This window comes from Streptomyces sp. IMTB 2501 (assembly GCF_001953885.1).
Taxonomy (GTDB): domain Bacteria; phylum Actinomycetota; class Actinomycetes; order Streptomycetales; family Streptomycetaceae; genus Streptomyces.
Window position 1 is genome coordinate 203,814 of the sequence record NZ_MQUS01000013.1, and the last position, 19,613, is coordinate 223,426.

A 19,613-nucleotide genomic window follows, 5' to 3' on the forward strand; every position below is an offset into this window, starting at 1 on the left:
ATGGGACCACGCCATGTTTGCGCCGTCTTTCGCCACCGGCGTGCGCGGCCCCCAGGCACCGTACGCCCACTGGCGCCACCCGCCCCCGAACACCGTGCCCACGCACCGTACGCCCACCAGGGCCACCCGCCGCCAAGCAGCGCACCCCCGCACCGCACGCCCGCAGGCGCCACAGTCGGCCAGGCACGGCACACCGGAGAACCGCAGGCACGGCCCAAAGGCTGCCGGACACCAGAGCCCGCCAGGCGCCGTACATCCGGCGCCTGGCCCATTCAGCCGTGCCGTTACGCCGCCGCGTCGAACCCCGTGTCCCGCGCCAGCTTCTTCAGTTCGAGCAGCGCGTGCTTCTCGATCTGGCGGATGCGTTCGCGGGTCAGGCCGTGCTCCTTGCCGACCTCGGTCAGGGTTCGCTCGCGGCCGTCATCGATGCCGTACCGCATCTTGATGATGGAGGCCGTGCGCTGGTCCAGGCGGCCGATCAGGTCGTCCAGTTCCTCGCTGCGGAGCAGCGTCAGCACCGACTGCTCCGGCGACACCGCCGACGTGTCCTCCAGCAGGTCGCCGAACTGGGTCTCGCCCTCGTCGTCCACCGACATGTTCAGCGAGACGGGGTCGCGGGCCCAGTCGAGGACGTCGGTGACGCGCTCCGGCGTGGTGGCCAGCTCCGCGGCGATCTCCGCGGGCTCCGGGTCGCGGCCGTTCTCCCGGTTGAACTCGCGCTGGACGCGGCGGATACGGCCCAGCTCCTCCACCAGGTGGACGGGGAGCCGGATGGTGCGGGACTGGTCGGCGATGGAGCGGGTGATGGCCTGACGGATCCACCAGGTGGCGTACGTCGAGAACTTGAAGCCCTTGCGGTAGTCGAACTTCTCGACGGCGCGCACCAGGCCGGCGTTGCCCTCCTGGATCAGGTCGAGCAGAGGCAGGCCGCTGCGCGGGTAGCGCCGGGCGACGGCGACGACCAGGCGGAGGTTGGAGCGGATGAAGACGTCCTTGGCCCGCTCGCCGACGGCGACCAGCGCCTCCAGTTCCTCGCGGGTGGCGTCCGACCTGGACTCCTCCTCGCCGTCGAGGACCTGCTGCGCGAAGACACCCGCCTCGATGGTCTGGGACAGCTCGACCTCCTTTGCGGCGTCGAGCAGCGGCGTACGCGCGATCTCGTCGAGGTACATGCCGACCAGGTCGCGGTCTGCGATCTCGCCGCCATGAGCGCGAACACTGCTTGCCGAGTCGGCCGTCTCGCCGGTGGCGGACTGACGACGGGCGACGGCACGGGTTGCCATGCGTGCTCCCTTGCGATGGTGGGCTGGCGGGTGGTCCTGACGAACGCTCGGCACCGGGGGGAGTGTCTCTGGGACTCTCTCCGAGCACCCTGCATCCGTGGGAAACAACGACTGGAATCCGGACAGAATTCCCAACCCGCCCCCCAATTTTTCTGATCATGCAGTACCCTGTCCGCCACCGGGGAGGCAGCATGCCGACAGAACGCACAGAGGTGCAGGTCAGGGCGGGAATCGAGGGAGACCTCGACGCCCTCACAGCGATCTACAACCACTATGTACGCGAGACGGCCATCACATTCGATACCGCGATCTTCACCCCGGAAGAACGCCGTCCTTGGCTGCTCTCCCACCCGGAAGACGGCCCGCACCGCCTCATGGTTGCCACGGATGCGGAATCACAGCAAATCCTGGGGTACGCCACATCCAGTCCTTACCGACCGAAGCCCGCGTACACGACATCCGTGGAGGTTTCGGTGTACGTCGCCCAGGACTCCGGCCGGCGCGGCATCGGGACGCTGCTCTACGACGCCCTCTTCAAGGCGCTGGCCGACGAGGACGTGCACCGCGCCTACGCCGGGATCGCCCAGCCCAACGCGGCTTCCGAGCGGCTGCACGCCCGCTTCGGCTTCCGCCACGTCGGCACGTACCGCGAGGTCGGCCGCAAGTTCGGCCGCTACTGGGACGTGGCCTGGTACGAGAAAGAGCTGTAGCCCCGCCGAAGAGCCGTGGCGGCCCGCCGGAGAGCCGTAGCCCCCGCCGAAGGACCGTGACCCCGCCGCGGCTCAGCCGAACTGCACCGACCGCTTCGCCATCCCCATCCAGAACCCGTCGATCACCGACTTCTGCGCGTCCAGCTCGCCGCCCGCCTCGGCCGCGCCCATGGTGACGAACAGCGGGGCGAAGTGTTCGGTGCGCGGGTGGGCGTAGCGGCCGGCCGGGGCCTTGTGCAGGAAGTCCAGCAGGGCGTCCCAGTCCCGGGCCTCCAGGGCTCGCCGGCCCCAGTCGTCGAACTCGGAGGACCAGCTGGGTACTCCGCTGCCCGCGTATCGCAGGGCGGCCAGGTTGTGGGTGAAGAAGCCGGAGCCGACGATCAGCACACCCTCGTCCCGCAGCGGGGCGAGCTTGCGGCCGATGTCCATCAGGCGGACCGGGTCGAGGGTGGGCAGGGAGATCTGGAGCACCGGAATGCCGGCGTCGGGGTACATCTCGACGAGCGGGACGTAGGCGCCGTGGTCGAGGCCGCGGTCCGGGATGTCCTGGACGGGGACGCCGGGGGCGCGCAGCAGCTTGCGGACGGAAGCGGCCAGCCCGGGGGCGCCGGGGGCGGCGTACCGGACCTGGTAGTAGTGCTCGGGGAAGCCCCAGAAGTCGTAGACGAGCGGGACGGTGTCCACCGCGCCCAGGGCGAGCGGGGCCTCCTCCCAGTGGGCGGAGACCATGAGGATCGCCTTGGGGCGGGGCAGGGCGGCGGACCAGGCGGCGAGCTGACCGGGCCAGACGGGGTCGTCGGCGAGGGGAGGCGCGCCGTGACTGAGGTAGAGGGCGGGCATGCGCTCCTGGGCGGCGGACGTGACGGCGGACATGGCTACGGCTCCCGGTCATCCGAATGCTTTAACTCTCAAGTTCTACGCCAAACCGTACGCCCGACTTGTTCAAGTTTCAAGGAGCTGACTCGTACAGTGGGACACATGAACACGGCATCCGACTCCGCCGCACAGCCCCGCTGGCTCACCGACGAGGAACAGCGCGTCTGGCGCGCCTATCTGCACGCCACCACCCTGCTGGAGGACCACCTCGACCGGCAGTTGCAGCGCGACGCGGGCATGCCGCACATCTACTACGGCCTGCTCGTCGGCCTCGCCGAGGCCCCGCGCCGCCGGCTGCGGATGACCGAGCTGGCGATGCAGGCGAAGATCACCCGGTCCCGGCTGTCGCACGCGATCGCGCGGCTGGAGAAGAACGGCTGGGTGCGCCGCGAGGACTGTCCCTCCGACAAGCGCGGCCAGTTCGCGGTACTCACGGACGAGGGTGTCGAGGTGCTGAAGCGCACCGCGCCGGGCCATGTGAACGCCGTACGGCAGGCGATGTTCGACCGGCTCACCCCTCAGCAGCAGAAGGCCCTCGGCGAGATCATGGAGATCGTCGCCGAGGGCCTCCAGCCCAACGAAGCGGGTGCGGACCTGCCCTGGCTCCGCTAAGTCACCGTACGGAAATCACCGTACGGACCGGGGTCAGTGGGCCACCACCGGCACCGGCACCTCGTCCTCGACGCCCTCGCCGCGGATCACCTCGGTGCCGCCCGGACGGCCGGCGTTGACGAAGGTGAAGGCGATCAGGGCGGCGAGCCCGAGGATGCCGACGGCGAACCAGATCGCGGTGCTGTAGCCGTGCACCATGGCCTGGAGACCGACCAACTGCTGCTGCGGCTTGGTGGCCGCACCGGCGATGTGGTCCTTGAAGTACGACGTCTTGGCGGACGCGGCGATGGTGTTCAGCAGGGCGGTACCGATCGCGCCGCCCACCTGCTGCGAGGTGTTCACCATCGCGGAGGCGACACCGGCGTCCCGGGGCTCGACACCCGTGGTGGCCAGGGACATGGCCGGCATGAACGCCGTACCCATGCCGAGGCCGAGCAGCAGCATCGCGGGCAGCAGGAGCATGCCGTACGAGGAGTCGATCTTCAGCTGGGTCAGCAGCAGCATGCCCACGCCGGCGACCAGGAAGCCGGGGCCCATCAGCAGCCGGGGCGCGATCCGGGTCATCAGGCGGGTGCCGATCTGGGTGGAGCCCGTGATCATGCCGGCGATCATCGGCAGGAACGCGAAGCCCGTCTTGACCGGCGAGTAGCCCTTCACGACCTGCAGGTAGTAGGTCAGGAAGAGGAACAGGCCGAACATGCCGATGATGGCGAGGCCGAGGGAGAGGTAGATACCGCCGCGGTTGCGGTTGCTGACCACGCGCAGCGGCAGCAGCGGGGCCTTGACCCGGGATTCGACCGCCACGAAGGCGAGCAGCAGCACCGCGGACGCGACGAACATCGAGACGGTCACGGTGTCACCCCAGCCGTCGGACTCGGCACGGGTGAAGCCGTAGACGAGGGCGACCAGACCGAGGGTGGACAGGATCACGCCGGGGATGTCGAGCGGGGCGCGGTTGCGGCCGCCCTCCGGCTCGCGGATGACGAAGTAGGCGCCGGCCGCGGCGGTCACGGCGAACGGGACGTTCACGAAGAAGGTCCAGCGCCAGTTCAGGTACTCGGTGAGGAAGCCACCGAGGATCAGGCCGACAGCACCGCCGCCGCCGGCGATGGCGCCGTAGATACCGAACGCCTTGGCGCGCTCCTTGGCGTCGGTGAACATCACCGCGAGCAGGGAGAGGGCGGCCGGGGCGAGCAGCGCGCCGAAGACACCCTGGAGGGCGCGGGCGCCGAACATCATCGGGCCGCTGGTGGCGGCGCCGCCGAGCGCGGAGGCGAGGGCGAAGCCGGCCAGGCCGGTGACGAAGGCGCGCTTACGGCCCCACTTGTCGGCGATACGGCCGCCGAACAGCAGCAGACCACCGAAGGCGAGGGCGTAGGCGGTGACCACCCACTGCCGGTTGCCGTCGGATATGCCGAGGTCGGTCTGGGCCGAGGGCAGGGCGATGTTCACGATGGTGGCGTCGAGGACGACCATCAGCTGGGCGAGCGCGATGAAGACGAGCGCCTTCCAGCGGTTGGCGTCGCCGGCCGGTGCGGCGGCGCCGGGAGCCTTGAGGGCTGTTTCGGACATGGGGATACCCACTTCGGGACTTCGTGACGGAAAAACGGAAGACAGTGGACGCGGCTCGTCGACGGTGACGGCCGGGGGTCGGCGGTCGGGCGTTGTGGTGGACTGGGGTGCGGGGCCGAACTAATCGGTCAGGACGCGCGCAGCTCCTCGATCGTCACGGCCTCGCCCGGCAGGGCGGAGCGGGCGGGTGCCCGCAGCCCGTCGAGGAACAGCTGCAGATGACGGTGGACGAAACGGTCGCCGCGCAGACAGTCCGTGCCGGCCGGGGGCCGGCTCAGCTGGGCCACGACGATCATCAGGTCGCCGACGCCGACGTCCGGCCGGAGCTGCCCGGCCGCCCTGGCCCGCCCCATGACCTCCTCGATGAGCTGCTCGACGCGCTCGCGGGAGGCCTGCAGGTCGGGATGGTGCTGGTCGAAGGTGCTGGAGATCATCGGGCACAGCGCGCTGATCCGCTCGTCGGCGGAGGCGTGCACGAAGCGCTCCAGTGCGGCGAAGGCGTCCCCGGTCTCGGCGAGGGCCAGCTCGGCCGCCTCGGCCGTACGGTCCATGACGGAGCAGACGACCTCGCGGACGAGGGCCTCGCGGTCGGGGAAGTTGCGGTACACCGTGGCGTTGCCGACGCCGGCCCGGCGGGCGATCTCGTCGAGCGGCACATCCGGGCCGTGCTCGACGAACATCTCCCGGGCGGCGGTGACGATCCGCTCCCGGTTGCGCACGGCGTCGGCGCGGGGCCGGGTCACCTTGCGCGGTGCGGGGGCGGTCGCGGTCGGCACGGCGGACTCCTCGGAAGCGATGAGGGCGATCCGGGGAGCTTCTCCCCGTTTCGCTCGGACACAGGTCCAAACGGGGAGAGGCTCCCCGGTTATTTCCCGACCGTCAAAAGAATCCCTGTGACCTGAGACACACACATCTCCTGCCGGGATTCACCCTGCTGCGGGCCGGCTTTCCCACGGTCGGTCTCCTCCAGCGCGCGCCCCGCACCCCGCCGCCACAGGGTGATCGCAAGGGTGCAGCCGGAGAACGGCGGCTGCCGTGGAGCGAGAGGTCCATGCATGCAGCCGCAGCCGCGCCCGGTATCCCTCTCCATATCCGGGGGGCGCACGACCGGCGGACGCGGGCGCATACGCGCGCGCCGGGTGGCCGCTCTCGCCGCGGTGACCGCGCTGACCCTCGCGGTCAGCACCTCGGCCGGGACCGGACACCTGCCGGCGCCCACCACCGCCGGGCCCGTCGGCCTGGCCCGCTCCTCCGCCCTCGCCCCCTGTACCGTCCACGCCGGTCTGGACATCCAGATGACCGAGGGCCTGCCCACCCCGCACGGCTACGCCCGCTCCACGGGCACGCTGCACGCGCTGACCCTGATGATCGACTTCTCCGACGCGCCCGGTGAGGGCAACGCCATGGACCGCTTCCACGAGTTCTTCCCGCAGACCGAGGAATGGTTCCGCACCGCGTCGTACGGCCGCCTGCGCTATCAGGCGGAGACTCCGGTCAACGGCTGGCTGCGGATGCCGAAACCCTTCAAGGCGTACGGCATCGAGCGCGGCGCGCCCTTCGATCCCGGCTACCGGCAACTGGTGAAGGACATGGTGGCCGCGGCCGGCCCGAAAGTGGACTTCCGCTCGTACGACATCCTGAACGTCCTGGTCACCCCGAACGCCGGCCCCTCCGCGCTGGACACCGTCCTGTCCGTGACCTTCGCCGGGAACGGTGACGCCCCGGTCGCCGACGGAGTCCCCGTCTCCAACGCGTCGTTCATCTACTCCCGGCAGGACGACGGCTCCGGCTCCTACGCCCGCACCGGCTACCGGGTGCTGCCGCACGAGAACAGCCACACCTTCGGGCTGCCCGACCTGTACACGCAGGAGGGCGGTGGTGCGGTCGGGCACTGGGACATCATGAGCGAGGACTGGGGGGCGGACAACGATCTGCTCGGCTGGCACAAGTGGAAGCTGGGCTGGCTGGACGGCTCCCAGGTGGCCTGCGCGGCGACCCGGGGCAGCACCGAGTACCTGCTGACGCCGCTGTACAAGCCCGGCGGCGGGAAACTGGTCCTCGTGCCCGTCAGCACGCAGAGCTCCTACGCGCTGGAGGTGCGCGCACAGGGCGGCAACGACGAGGCGGTGTGCCGGCCGGGCGTGCTGATCTACAAGGTGGACGGCACGATCGACACCGGCCGCGGCCCGGTCACCGTCTACGACAGCCATCGCAACAGCGGCGGCTGCACCCGCAGCCCCAACGTCCAGGCCGAACTCTCCGACGCCACCTTCACCTCCGGCGAGAGCTTCAAGGACCCGCGCCACGGCATCACCGTGGAGATCCTCGACACGGACGCGGACGGGAACTACCGGGTGCGGGTGACTCGGGGGTAGGGAGACGGGCGGGCGGGGGGATTACCTTAGGCGTGCCCGTATGCCGTACCGGAGAGCCGATGCCCGCGAAGACCGCACTGGATGCCGACGCCCGTGGTGAAGCGGGGGAAGCGGTCGGGCCGTTGGTGCGCGGGGTCGGTGTGCTGCGGCGGCTGACCGAGGCGGGCGGCACGCTGAGCCCGAGCGCGCTGGAGCGGGCCACCGGGCTCGCCCGGTCCACGGTCGACCGGATCACCGCGACCCTGGCCCGCATGGGCTACGTCCGTCCCGACGGCCGGGACGTCGTCCTCACCGCCGGTGTGATGGAACTGGGCAACGCCTATCTGGCCGCCCTGCGACTGCCCGCGCTGCTCGGCGCCCGCGCCGACGCCCTCGCCGACGAGCTGGACGAGTCGGTGTCGCTCGCGGTCGCCGACCTCGACGGGATCCGGTTCATCCACCAGGCCACCCGCCGTCGCGCGATGTCGGTGAGCTTCCGGATCGGCGACCTGCTGCCGGCCGAACGCACGGCGCCGGGGCCGCTGTTCGCGACCGGGTGGACCGAGGGCGACTGGGCGCGGTGGCGGGAGCGCCGGGCGGCGGATCCGGCGGACGCGGCCTTCCCCGCCGTACCGCCCCGCCAGACGCCCGCCGACGACTTCGCCTTCGCACGGCGGGTGGAGCGGGCGCGCCGGGACGGCTGGGCGGTGGACGACCAGCTGATCGAACCGGGTCTGGTCGCCGTGTCCGTACCGGTACGGGAGCCGGGCACCGGCCGCCCGGCCTGCGTGGCGAGCGTGGTCAGCCACACCAGCCGGCACTCCGCGGCCGGCCTGCGCACCAGCCTCCTGCCGCGCCTGCGTACGGCGGTGGCCGCGATGGAGGCCGAGCTGCGTACGGCGCCGCCGCCGGAGCCGGGGCCGCCGCCCGCGGGCCTGGCGACCTGGACGGCGGCCTCCAAGCATGAACTGGGCCGGGAGTTCGTGGAGTCGCTGGCTCGTGGCCTGACCGTGCTGACCGCTTTCGGGGCGGACCGCCCGGCGCTGACGCTGACGGAGGCGGCACGGGCGACCGGCCTGAGCCGGGCCACCGCCCGGCGCGCCCTGCTCACCCACGAGCACCTGGGCCTGGTGACCGCGCACGCCGACCGCACCTTCACACTCACCCCGCGCGTCCTGGACCTCGGCTTCCCGCCGCTGTCCCGCACCACGCTCGCCCGGCTCGCGGCGCCCCGGCTGCGGGCCCTCGCGGACCGGGTGCACGAGCCGGCGGGGCTCGCGGTGCTGACGGGGGACGGTGCGGAGATCCAGTACACGGCCGGGGCGGGCACGAGCCGGGTGCTGACGGTGGACGTCACCGTGGGCGCGCGTCTGCCCGCCGCCGCGACCTCGCTCGGCCGGGTGCTCCTCGCGGACGCGGACCCGCCGTCCCCCCAGTTCGCCGAGGTACGTGCCCGGGGCTACGCCCTGGTCGACGAGGAGCTGGAGTCGGGACTGCGGTCGATCGCGGTACCGGTGCGCGACCGGACGGGCCGTACGGCGGCCGCGCTGAACGTGACCACCCACCCGGCCCGCCGCACCCTGAAGGACTGCGTCCACACCCTCCTGCCCGAACTCCGCGCCACCGCCGACGAGATCCAGCGGGACCTGCACACGGCGTCGCGATTCACACGGGTGGCGCCGAGGTGAGCGAAGCGGGCTCCGGAGTCTTCACGTCCACCGGTGGTGCGGCGCGGCGTTCCGGGCGGGCCGCGAGGACCGCCACCGCGATCAGCAGGGCGATGAGGGCGCAGGTCACCGCATCGAGGGTGCCGCCGAACAGCGACTGGCTCAGGTAGACCAGGCCGGGCAGGGTGCTGAGCAGGACCATGGCCGACAGGGGTTCCGCGCGCTGCAGGCCGATCTGCAGCAGGAGCAGCGGGAGGGCGACCGCCCCGAGGGCCGTCAGCGCCATGAGGGGCAGGGCCGGCCCGGCGGACGCGGTGCCGCCGGCGCCGAGGAACAGCAGGGCGCCCGCGCAGACGTAGGTCAGGTGGAAGCGGTGGGTCATCACCCAGGTCGGCTCCGCGCCCGCCTGCCCCAGCTGCCGGGACAGCCGGGCCAGCAGCGCCGCCGAGACGCCCGACAGCGCGACCAGGGCCGTACCGCCGAGCGCGGCGCCGTCGAGGGTGCCGGCCCTGCCGTCCAGTCGCAGGGCGATCGCCCCCGACAGGACCAGGAGGCCGAGTGCCGCGGCCACCCTCCCCGGTCCCGGCCGCCCCTCGCCGCGCACCAGACCGGTGCAGATCACCGCGAGCGGCCCGACCCCTGACTGCACGCTGCTGGCGAGCGCGGCCGGAACCCAGGCCAGCGAGACGTAGAAGCCGAGGAAGGTGACGGCGGTGGCCAGGTTCATCAGCGCCATGAGCCGGACGGTCCCGCGGCCGCGTGGCGTGGGGCGCCGGGTCGTACGGCGGCTGCGCACGGCGTGCAGCGCGCCGCAGGCCACGGTGGCGGTGACGAAGGCGATGCAGGAGAACTGCAGGCTGCCGCCGAAGCCCAGCCGCCCGGAGAGAAAGCCGTCGGCGAGGGCCTGGAGCAGGACCGAGACCAGGATGAGGGCGGTCGGCACGTCAGCTCACACCCTCCAGTACGGGCCGCGGTGCCGCCTCGGCCAGCCGGAAGAAGCGGCCCTCGTCCTCGATGGCGTGCAGTGTGGCCAGCGAGTCGAGCAGCACCGTCTCGTCCTCGTGGACCAGGAAGGCGATCCCGGAGGTGCCGGTGGTCAGGTAGCGGTCGCGCACCGGCTCGCCGATGACGGGGGCCCGGTCCAGGCTGTGGAAGCCGGGCAGCCGGCGCAGCACGCGCAGGCCGTCCACCGCCTGCAGCACCCCTTCGCGGTGGGGGCGCAGGAACGCCTTGGCGACCGTGCGCGGCGGCGCGTACGGCTGCTCGAACCGGGCCGCGAACTCGGCCGGCCGCAGATAGCGCTCCACCACCAGGTGCTGCTGGCTGTAGGAGAGCGCGGAGAAATACGGGTCCGGTGCCAGGGAGGGGCCCATGACCCGGGAGTTGACCTCGATCAGCCGGGGTCCGCGCGGAGTCAGCATGACCTCGGTGTGGGCGGCGCCCTCGCGGATGCCGAGCGCGTCGAGGCAGTCGAGGACGTAGGCGGTCAGCTCCTGTTCGGCCGCTGTCAGGGCGGGCCGGGAGATGATGTGCCGCAGCACCGGGGCGCCCTCGATGTGGTCGATGCGCTCGCGGTAGACCTCGGTGAGCAGATGACGCCCGTGCAGGCTCACGGTGTTGACGATGTACTGGGTGCCGGCCAGGAACTCCTGGACCAGTACCTCGTCGTTGACCTCGCCCATCAGGTTCCGCTCGGCCGCGATCGCGCCGAACGCCTCCTGGGCCTCCTCGCGGCTGTGGCAGATCCGGCAGCCGTCGCTGCCCGCGCTGTTGCGCGGCTTGATCATCAGCGGATAGCCCTCCTGCCAGGTGTCGAGCGTGGTGCGCAACTCCTCGCCGGTGCGGACGGAGACGGTGCGCGCGGCCGGGACACCGGCGGCCCGGAGCGCCTCCACCATCAGCTGCTTGTCGCGCCGTGCCTCGATCAGTTCGGGGCGGTGGTGGTCCAGGCCCAGTGCGGCGGCGAGGGTGTCGGCGAGGATGACGCCGTACTCGCTGGCCGCGATGACCGCGGTGGGTCCGAGGGCACGCAAGTGCGCGAGGGTGGTCGGCAGGTCCTGGTGGAGCAGCTTGTGCGGGGAGGTCCGGTCGGCCTCCCAGGCCTCGCGCAGCTCGGGTTCGTAGAGGTGCAGGCAGTCGGCGCCCTCCTCGCGGAAGGCGCGGGCCAGTTCGGCGCCGGTGGAGACGGGGTTGACGAGAACGATCACGGGAGTCTGCTTTCGAAGGGGCGGGCGGGGGTCAGGCGGCCAGCACGCTCGGCGCGGTCCGGGCGGTCGCGGTGAGCTGGGCGGCCACGCGCTGGGCCTGTTTGGCGGCCGTGTTGAGGTAGTTGACGATGGCGGTGCGCGGATGCGCGGCGGCGCCCAGCACCCAGATCCGTTCGACGGAGCCGCGCTGCGGATCGCACAGCCGCAGCTCCTCGGTGATCGCCGGGGCGGCGCCGTGGGTGACGGAGGGGCCGATCCGGTAGTGGCCGGGGGCGGCCATGTCGAGCTGCGGGGTGTGGAATCCGGTCCCGCACACCACGTGGGTGAAGCGCTCGCGGCGGCCGTCCGGCCACTCCACCTGCCAGCCGTCGTCGTCCGCCGCGGGCTCGATACCGACGGGGTAGCCGGGCGCGAGCGCCAGTCGGCCGGTGTCCAGATGGCCGCTGAGCAGGCGGGCGTTGCGGGCCGGTATGGAGGAGATGTACCGGGACATCAGTCCCCGGTACCGGGCCAGCACCTCGGCGCGCAGGGCCGGGTCCCACGGCGCGGTCCACGCGTTGATCGCGTCGATGACCTCGGCGATCACGTCCTGCCAGGGCACCCGGCCGGCCGCGGCCAGGGCCAGCTCCTCGCGCAGCCGCTCGTCCGGCACGGCCGCCGCCGAGGTCTGCGCCCGCAGCCCCAGCCCGGATCCGGCGCGGCCGATCGCCCGCAGCAGCAGCCGGGTCAGCTCCCGGTCCAGGTCCTCGGCCCGCGGGTCGAGCCGCTGCCAGCGGCGGGAGTCGAGCAGCGGCCGGTCGGGGCGGCACAGCCGGGTGCGTACGGCGGGGAGTCCGCCGGACGGGGAGGCCATCACCGTCCGGCGGCCGCCGGCGCACAGCACCAGGGCGGCGTCGATGGCCGACAGCTTGGTGCCGAGGACCAGCACCTCGGCCTTCTCCGGCAGCGCACGAAGGCGGTCGGTGGGGTACGGCTGGGGCAGCAGCCGCGGATGGCCGTCGTAGGGGCGCAGCAGCTCGGGCAGCCGGGGCCGGTCGAGGCCGAGGCAGACCAGGACGTCGGTGGCGGACAGCCGTCGGCCGTCGGCGAGTTCGACGCGGTAGCCGTCCGCCGTGGACCGCACGGCGGTGGCCCGCGCCGGGTGGTGGGACACGGCGATGCCCTGCCGTTCGGCCTCGCGCCGGCCCGCCAGATAGCGCTCCCGGCAGTAGTGGCCGACGAGATAGCGCGGCACGAAGTCCTCGGGCCGTGCGGCCCAGCCCCGCTCGGTCAGATAGTCGAGCAGGTCGGAGGGGCCGTCAGGACGGAGGGAGGTGACGTCTGCCGAGGTGTTGCACAGCAGCATCGGATCGGTGACGCCGAAGGCATGGCCCAGGCCCACCGGATTCGGGTCGACCGTGGTGACGGAGGCGATGCCCGGCGTCCGTACGACCTGGGTGAAGGCAGCGACCGCGGTGGCCCCGCCGCCGATGATGACGATCTCGCGATGCATGGGCGAACCATTCGTGGGACTCAGGGGACTCAGGGGACTCAGGGGACTCATGGGACTCATGGGGGGACACTCGGACTCCAGACGATGATCTGACGTCGCGTCAGGCTCCTACGGGGTGACGGGCGGGGCGGCGCGGGGCGACGGCCGCGTGCAGCGCCAGCGCGTCCTCGGCCCGATTGAGGGTGATGAAGTGCAGCCCGGGCACGCCCTCCGCGACCAGTCGCGCGCACATCGCGTGCGCGTGCTCCATACCGATCCGGCGTACGGCGGCCGGGTCGTCCCGGTGCCGGTCCAGCCGGGCGGCGAGTTCGGCGGGCAGGGGGGCGTCGCTGAGCGCGGCGAACCGGCGCAGCTGCTTGTGGTCGGTGATCGGGATGATCTCCGGGACGATCGGGGTCGGGCAGCCGGCGGCGGCGACCCGGTCGCGCAGCCGCAGACAGGCCTCGACGCGGAAGAACATCTGGGTGATCGCGTAGTCGGCGCCGGCCCGGCACTTGTCCACGAAGTGGCGCAGCTCGGTGTCCGGGTCGGCGGACCGCGGGTGTCCCTCGGGGAAGGCGGCCACGCCGATGGAGAACTCCCCGCAGGACCTGACCATCTCCACCAGTTCCGCCGCGTGCCTGAAGCCCTGCGGGTGGGGAATCCACTCGCCGCCCGGATCGCCCGGCGGATCGCCGCGCAGCGCGAGCACATTGGTGATGCCGGACTCGGCGTACTGGCCGATGATGTTGCGCAGTTCGGCCCGCGAGTGGCCGACGGCCGTCAGGTGCGCGACGGGGGTCAGCGTGGTCTCGGCGGCGATCCGTTCGGCGATGCGCACGGTCTGGTCCCGGGAGGTGCCCCCGGCTCCGTAGGTGATGGAGACGAAGGCCGGTGCGACCGCCTCCACCCGGCGCAGCGCCTTCCAGAAGCGGCGCTCGGCGAGTTCGTTGCGGGGCGGGAAGAACTCGAAGGAGTACGAGGTGTCCCCGGCGGCGATGACCTCGCCGAGCTTCGGCTGCGACGCCTGGTGCCGGACCATGATGGTGTCCCCTCTCTGCAGCTGTGGGCTCAGCGGGCGTTGAAGTACTTGGCTTCGGGGTGGTGGATGACGAGGGCGTCGGTGGACTGCTCCGGGTCCAGCTGGAACTCCTCCGACAGATGGACGCCGATCCGCTCCGGCTTCAGCAGTCCGGCGATCTTGGCGCGGTCCTCCAGGTCGGGGCAGGCGCCGTAGCCGAGGGAGAAGCGCGCCCCGCGGTACTTGAGCGCGAACATGTCCTTCATCTCCTGCGGGTCCTCGCCCGAGAAGCCCAGCTCGGCCCGGACCCGGGCGTGCCAGTACTCGGCGAGTGCCTCGGCCAACTGGACGGACAGGCCGTGCAGTTCGACGTACTCGCGGTAGGAGTCGGCGGCGAACAGCTCGGCCGCGGCCGTGGAGACGCGGGCGCCCATGGTCACCACCTGGAAGGCGACGACGTCCTTCTCGCCCGACTCCTCCGGGCGGAAGTAGTCGGCCAGGCACAGCCGGCGGCCGCGGCGCTGGCGGGGGAAGGTGAAGCGGGTGTGCTCCTGGCCGTCGTCTCCGAGCACCAGCAGGTCGTTGCCGCTGGAGGTGGCGGGGAAGTAGCCGTAGACGACGGCGGGTTCCAGCCAGCCCTCGGTCTGCAGGCGGTCCAGCCACATCCGCAGCCGGGGCCGGCCCTCGGTCTCCACCAGCTCCTCGTAGGAGGGGCCGCCGGTGCGCGCGGCCTTGAGCCCCCACTGGCCCTTGAACAGCGCGTCCTCGTCCAGCCAGGAGGCGTAGTCGGCGAGGTGCAGCCCCTTGACGACGCGGTCCCCCCAGAACGGCGGCACGGGCACCGGGTTGTCCGTCGCCACGTCCGAGCGCCGCGTGGACACGTCCGGCTCGGCGACCTCGACGCGTGCGTGCCGGCGCTGTTTCAGCTCGGGCAGCGCGGCGCCGGGCACCCCGCGTTTGACGGCCATCAGGGCGTCCATCAGGTGCAGGCCCTCGAAGGCGTCGCGGGCGTAGCGGACCTCACCGTCGTAGATCTCGTGCAGGTCCTGCTCGACATAGGCGCGGGTCAGGGCGGCGCCGCCGAGGATCACCGGGAAGTCGGCGGCGAGGCCGCGCCGGTTCAGCTCCTCCAGGTTCTCCTTCATGATCACCGTGGACTTCACCAGCAGCCCGGACATGCCGATCACATCGGCCTTGTGCTCCCGGGCCGCCTCCACGATGGCCGAGACCGGCTGCTTGATGCCGATGTTGACCACGTCATAGCCGTTGTTGGACAGGATGATGTCGACGAGGTTCTTGCCGATGTCGTGGACGTCGCCCTTGACCGTGGCCAGCACGACGGTGCCCTTGCCCGCCCCGCCCCTCCCGTCCTCGGCCTTCTCCATGTGCGGTTCGAGATGAGCCACCGCGGCCTTCATGACCTCGGCGGACTGCAGCACGAACGGCAGCTGCATCTGGCCGGAGCCGAACAGCTCGCCGACCGTCTTCATGCCCTCCAGCAGCACCTCGTTGACGATCTCCAGCGCCGGCCGGACGGTCAGCGCCTCGTCCAGGTCGGCTTCGAGACCGGTGCGCTCGCCGTCCACGACGCGCCGCCGCAGCCGCTCCTCCAGCGGCAGCGCGGCCAGCTCCTCGGCCTTGCCGGCCTTCAGGGACGTGGCGGTGGCGCCCTCGAACAGGGTGAGGAAGCGCTGCAGCGGGTCGTAGCCCTCCCGGCGCCGGTCATGGATCAGGTCGAGGGCGGCCTCGCGCTGCTCGGCGGGGATCCGGGCCATCGGGAGGATCTTGGCGGCGTGCACGATCGCCGAGTCCAGGCCGGCCGCCACGCACTCGTCGAGGAACACCGAGTTCAGTACGATCCGCGCGGCCGGGTTCAGGCCGAAGGAGATGTTGGACAGGCCCAGCGTGGTCTGTACGTCCGGGTGACGCCGCTTCAGCTCGCGGATCGCCTCGATGGTCTCCACGCCGTCGCGGCGCGACTCCTCCTGCCCGGTGCCCAGCGTGAACGCGAGACAGTCGACCAGGATGTCGTGCTCGGGAATGCCATGGCGGCTGCCCAGGGTCTCGATCAGCCGCTCGGCGACCGCGACCTTCTTCTCGGCGGTCCGGGCCTGGCCCTCCTCGTCGATGGTCAGCGCGATCAGCGCGGCGCCGTACTCCTGCGCCAGCCGCGCGATCCGGGTGAAGCGTGAGTCCTCGCCGTCGCCGTCCTCGAAGTTGACCGAGTTCAGCACCGCGCGTCCGCCGAGCATCCGCAGCCCGGCCTCCAGCACCCTCGGCTCGGTCGAGTCCAGCACGATCGGCAGCGTGGAGGCGGTGGCCAGCCGGCCGGCAAGCTCCCGCATGTCCTCGGTGCCGTCCCGGCCGACGTAGTCCACGCACAGGTCCAGCAGGTGCGCGCCCTCCCGGATCTGCTCCCGGGCGATCTCCACACAGGTCTGCCAGTCGGCCGCGAGCATCGCCTCGCGGAACCTCTTCGAGCCGTTGGCGTTGGTGCGTTCGCCGATGGCCAGGTAGGAGGTGTCCTGCCGGAACGGCACCGACTGGTACAGCGAGGCCGCCGACGGCTCGGGCCGCGGGGAGCGCGGGCTGAGGGCGCGGCCGCGCACCCGGTCCACCACGGCCCTCAGGTGCTCCGGCGTGGTGCCGCAGCAGCCGCCGACCAGGCCGAGGCCGTAGTCCTGGACGAACACCTCGATCGCGTCGGCCAGTTCGGCCGGGGCCAGCGGATAGTGCGCCCCGTCGGAGGTGAGGACGGGCAGCCCCGCGTTGGGCATGCAGGACAGCCCGATCCTGGCGTTGCGGGCCAGATGGCGCAGATGCTCGCTCATCTCCGCGGGGCCGGTCGCGCAGTTCAGGCCGATGTGGTCGATGCCGAGCGGCTCCAGCGCGGTCAGGGCCGCGCCGATCTCCGAGCCGACCAGCATCGTCCCGGTCGCCTCGACCGTCACATGGACGAGCAGCGGCAGCGCGAGCCCGGCCTCGGCCATGGCCCGCTTCGCCCCGAGAACGGCCGCCTTCGCCTGCAGCAGGTCCTGGCTGGTCTCCACCAGCAGGGCGTCGGCGCCGCCCGCGATCAGCCCCGCCGCGTTCAGCCGGTAGCCCTCGTGCAGCGGCTCGTACGGCACATGGCCCAGGGTGGGCAGCTTGGTGCCGGGGCCCAGGGCGCCGAGCACCCAGCGGGTACGGCCGTCCTGCGCGGTGAACGCGTCGGCGGCCTCCCGGGCGATCCGCGCACCCGCCTCGGCCAGTTCGAGGATCCGGTCCCCGATGCCGTACTCCCCGAGCGCCGAGAGATTGGCGCCGAAGGTGTTGGTCTCCACGCAGTCGACGCCGGCCGCGAAGTACTCCTCGTGGACCGAGCGGACGATGTCCGGGCGGGTCACGTTGAGGATCTCGTTGCACCCCTCCAGCTGCTGGAAGTCCGCGAGCGTCGGGTTCTGCGCCTGCAGCATGGTGCCCATGGCACCGTCACCGACCACGACCCGGGTGGCGAGCGCCTCGCGCAGCGCGGCCACCCGGACGCGACGAGCGTCGGCACTCATACCGCCACCGCCATCCGCTCCACCGGACGCGCGGCCACCTGCTCGCCGTAGGCCCGGCGCAGGCGGTCGATCACGGCAGCCGGGCCGAGGCTCAGGTCCTGTGAGCCCACCGCCTCCAGCACCAGCGTCGCGCAGGCGCTGCCCAGCCGGGCGGCGTCCTCGTCGCCGAGCCCCCGGCTGACGGCCGCGAGGAACCCGGCCCGGAAGGCGTCCCCGATACCGGTCGGGTCGGCGACGGCCTCGGCGGGTACGGCGTCCACGGTCACCGTCGGCGCGCCCAACCGCTGGATACGGGCACCGAGCGGGCCCAGCGTGGTGACCCAGGCACCCACCCGGTCCAGCACCTCCGCCTCGCTCCAGCCGGTGCGCTCCAGCAGCAGGGCGGCCTCGTACTCGTTGGTGAAGAGGTAGCGGGCGCCGTCGACCAGCGAACGGATCTGCTCCGGGCTGAGCCGGGGCAGCTGCTGCGAGGGGTCGGCGAGGAAGGGGACGGCGAGTTCCCGCGCCTCCTCGGTGTGCCGGACCATCGCCTCCGGCGCGTTGGGCGAGATCACGACCAGGTCGAGTCCCCCGGCGGTCTCGGCGACCGCGCGCAGCGAGATCCGGTCGGCCTCGGCCATCGCCCCGGCGTAGAAGGAGGCGATCTGGTTCTGGTCGAGGTCGGTCGTGCACATGAAGCGGGCGGTCTGGGCGGTGCCGGACACATGGACACATCCGGTGTCCACGCCGTTCTCCTCCAGCCAGGCGCGGTAGGGGCCGAAGTCGCTTCCGACGGCGCCCACCAGCAGCGGGCTCAGCCCGAGCCGGCCGAGGCCGAAGGCGATGTTGGCGGCGACCCCGCCGCGGCGCACCTCCAGATGGTCCACCAGGAAGGACAGCGAGACCGTGTCGAGGCGGTCGGCTATCAGCTGATCGGTGAACCGGCCGGGGAACTGCATGAGGTGGTCGGTGGCGATCGAACCCGTGACGGCGATGCGCACGGTCTGCTCCTTGTCTCGTGCGGGGTGGTCTCGTGTGAGGTCGTCTCGTACGAGGCGGTCAGGACTGGGCGGCGGCGCGCAGGTCGGCGGCGCGGTCGGTGCGCTCCCAGGTGAAGTCGGGCAGCTCGCGGCCGAAGTGGCCGTAGGCGGCGGTCCGGGCGTAGATCGGGCGGAGCAGGTCGAGGTCGCGGATGATCGCGGCCGGGCGCAGGTCGAAGACCTTGGTCACCGCCTCCTGGATGCGCGCCACCGGCACGGTCTCGGTGCCGAACGTCTCCACGAACAGGCCGACCGGCTCGGCCTTGCCGATCGCGTAGGCGACCTGGACCTCGCAGCGGGAGGCGAGCCCGGCCGCGACGACGTTCTTCGCGACCCAGCGCATCGCGTACGCGGCGCTGCGGTCCACCTTGGACGGGTCCTTGCCGGAGAACGCACCGCCACCGTGGCGGGCCATACCGCCGTACGTGTCGATGATGATCTTGCGGCCGGTCAGGCCCGCGTCTCCCATCGGGCCGCCGATCTCGAAGCGGCCGGTCGGGTTGACCAGCAGCCGGTAGCCCTCCGTCTCCAGGGTGATCCCGCTCTCGGCGAGGGCCCTCAGCTCGGGCTCCACCACGAACTCGCGGATGTCGGGCGCCAGCAGCGACTCCAGGTCGATGTCGGCGGCGTGCTGCGAGGAGACGACCACCGTGTCCAGGCGTACGGCCCTGTCGCCGTCGTACTCGATGGTGACCTGTGTCTTGCCGTCCGGGCGCAGGTAGGGGACGGTCCCGTTCTTGCGGACCTCGGCCAGGCGGCGGGAGAGCCGGTGGGCCAGGTGGATCGGCAGCGGCATCAGCTCGGGGGTGTCGTCGCAGGCGTAGCCGAACATCAGACCCTGGTCGCCGGCGCCCTGTTGGTCCAGCTCGTCGTCATCACCGTCCACACGGGTCTCGTAGGCCGTGTCGACACCCTGCGCGATGTCGGGCGACTGCGCGCCGATCGACACCGACACACCGCAGGAGGCTCCGTCGAAGCCCTTCTTGGAGGAGTCGTAGCCGATCTGCAGGATCCGGTCGCGGACCAGCGTCGCGATGTCCGCGTAGGCCTTCGTGGTCACCTCACCGGCGATGTGCACTTGGCCGGTGGTGATCAGCGTCTCCACGGCGACCCGGGAGGCCGGGTCGGCGGCGAGCAGGGCGTCGAGGATGGTGTCGCTGATCTGGTCGGCGATCTTGTCGGGGTGGCCCTCGGTCACGGACTCCGAGGTGAACAGGCGGCGAGACATGGTGGATTCCCTTTGCTGGTCGGGGAGTTGGCAGACGTTGACGGCTGG

The 19,613-nt window shown here is 72.0% G+C and carries 15 protein-coding genes; 4 read left to right on the top strand and 11 right to left on the bottom strand.

What is annotated here, in order from left to right; all coding sequences use genetic code 11:
- Positions 1–284: 284 nt before the first annotated feature.
- A complete protein-coding gene (locus AV521_RS23365) occupies positions 285–1,283 on the bottom strand; it encodes an RNA polymerase sigma factor RpoD/SigA (protein ID WP_076090435.1) in 999 nt (332 codons plus the stop codon).
- A gap of 191 nt (positions 1,284–1,474) precedes the next feature.
- Here AV521_RS23365 and AV521_RS23370 point away from each other — a divergent pair, with 191 nt between their 5' ends.
- Positions 1,475–1,993 (top strand): GNAT family N-acetyltransferase, encoded by a 519-nt coding sequence (locus AV521_RS23370; RefSeq protein WP_076090437.1) that lies wholly within the window; start codon positions 1,475–1,477, stop codon positions 1,991–1,993.
- Positions 1,994–2,065: 72 nt separating this feature from the next.
- Here AV521_RS23370 and AV521_RS23375 read toward each other — a convergent pair whose 3' ends face one another.
- Positions 2,066–2,866 (bottom strand): dioxygenase, encoded by an 801-nt coding sequence (locus AV521_RS23375; RefSeq protein WP_179023328.1) that lies wholly within the window; start codon positions 2,864–2,866, stop codon positions 2,066–2,068.
- 105 nt (positions 2,867–2,971) lie between these two features.
- Between AV521_RS23375 and AV521_RS23380 the strand changes: the two genes are divergently transcribed.
- Complete coding sequence (locus AV521_RS23380; RefSeq protein ID WP_076090439.1) at positions 2,972–3,481, top strand: MarR family winged helix-turn-helix transcriptional regulator; 510 nt, start codon at positions 2,972–2,974, stop codon at positions 3,479–3,481.
- Between the two features lie 33 nt (positions 3,482–3,514).
- Here AV521_RS23380 and AV521_RS23385 read toward each other — a convergent pair whose 3' ends face one another.
- Complete coding sequence (locus AV521_RS23385; protein WP_179023330.1) at positions 3,515–5,053, bottom strand: MFS transporter; 1,539 nt, start codon at positions 5,051–5,053, stop codon at positions 3,515–3,517.
- A 128-nt stretch (positions 5,054–5,181) separates the two neighbouring features.
- Positions 5,182–5,829, bottom strand: a complete 648-nt coding sequence (locus tag AV521_RS23390) for a TetR/AcrR family transcriptional regulator (protein ID WP_076090443.1) — start codon at positions 5,827–5,829, stop codon at positions 5,182–5,184.
- 279 nt (positions 5,830–6,108) lie between these two features.
- Here AV521_RS23390 and AV521_RS23395 point away from each other — a divergent pair, with 279 nt between their 5' ends.
- Together AV521_RS23395 and AV521_RS23400 are read left to right on the top strand one after the other, a co-directional pair.
- A complete protein-coding gene (locus tag AV521_RS23395; RefSeq protein WP_076090445.1) occupies positions 6,109–7,428 on the top strand; it encodes a M6 family metalloprotease domain-containing protein in 1,320 nt (439 codons plus the stop codon).
- 59 nt (positions 7,429–7,487) lie between these two features.
- The gene (locus AV521_RS23400; RefSeq protein ID WP_076090447.1) at positions 7,488–9,095 is read left to right on the top strand and encodes an IclR family transcriptional regulator C-terminal domain-containing protein; all 1,608 of its coding nucleotides are present in this window, start codon (positions 7,488–7,490) and stop codon (positions 9,093–9,095) included.
- Here the strand turns inward: AV521_RS23400 and AV521_RS23405 are convergent.
- From AV521_RS23405 to metK, 7 genes are all read right to left on the bottom strand, one after another.
- Complete coding sequence (locus AV521_RS23405) at positions 9,073–10,017, bottom strand: hypothetical protein (RefSeq protein ID WP_076090448.1); 945 nt, start codon at positions 10,015–10,017, stop codon at positions 9,073–9,075. The genes AV521_RS23400 and AV521_RS23405 overlap by 23 nt on opposite strands.
- Before the next feature lies 1 nt (position 10,018).
- Positions 10,019–11,281, bottom strand: coding sequence for an ATP-grasp domain-containing protein (locus AV521_RS23410; protein ID WP_076090449.1), 1,263 nt, complete (start codon positions 11,279–11,281; stop codon positions 10,019–10,021).
- Between the two features lie 31 nt (positions 11,282–11,312).
- Positions 11,313–12,773: an FAD/NAD(P)-binding protein gene (locus tag AV521_RS23415; RefSeq protein WP_076090450.1), complete on the bottom strand. Its 1,461-nt coding sequence runs from the start codon at positions 12,771–12,773 to the stop codon at positions 11,313–11,315.
- Positions 12,774–12,873: 100 nt separating this feature from the next.
- Complete coding sequence (gene metF, locus AV521_RS23420) at positions 12,874–13,794, bottom strand: methylenetetrahydrofolate reductase [NAD(P)H] (protein ID WP_076090451.1); 921 nt, start codon at positions 13,792–13,794, stop codon at positions 12,874–12,876.
- A gap of 29 nt (positions 13,795–13,823) precedes the next feature.
- The gene (gene metH / locus AV521_RS23425; RefSeq protein ID WP_076090452.1) at positions 13,824–17,318 is read right to left on the bottom strand and encodes a methionine synthase; all 3,495 of its coding nucleotides are present in this window, start codon (positions 17,316–17,318) and stop codon (positions 13,824–13,826) included.
- Positions 17,315–18,298 carry a carbohydrate kinase family protein gene (locus AV521_RS23430; RefSeq protein WP_076090453.1) on the bottom strand — a complete coding sequence of 328 codons (984 nt, stop codon included), beginning with the start codon at positions 18,296–18,298 and terminating at the stop codon, positions 17,315–17,317. Before AV521_RS23430 ends, metH begins: the two co-directional genes overlap by 4 nt.
- Before the next feature lie 58 nt (positions 18,299–18,356).
- Positions 18,357–19,565 carry a methionine adenosyltransferase gene (gene metK, locus AV521_RS23435; RefSeq protein ID WP_076090454.1) on the bottom strand — a complete coding sequence of 403 codons (1,209 nt, stop codon included), beginning with the start codon at positions 19,563–19,565 and terminating at the stop codon, positions 18,357–18,359.
- Between the last annotated feature and the right edge of the window lie 48 nt (positions 19,566–19,613).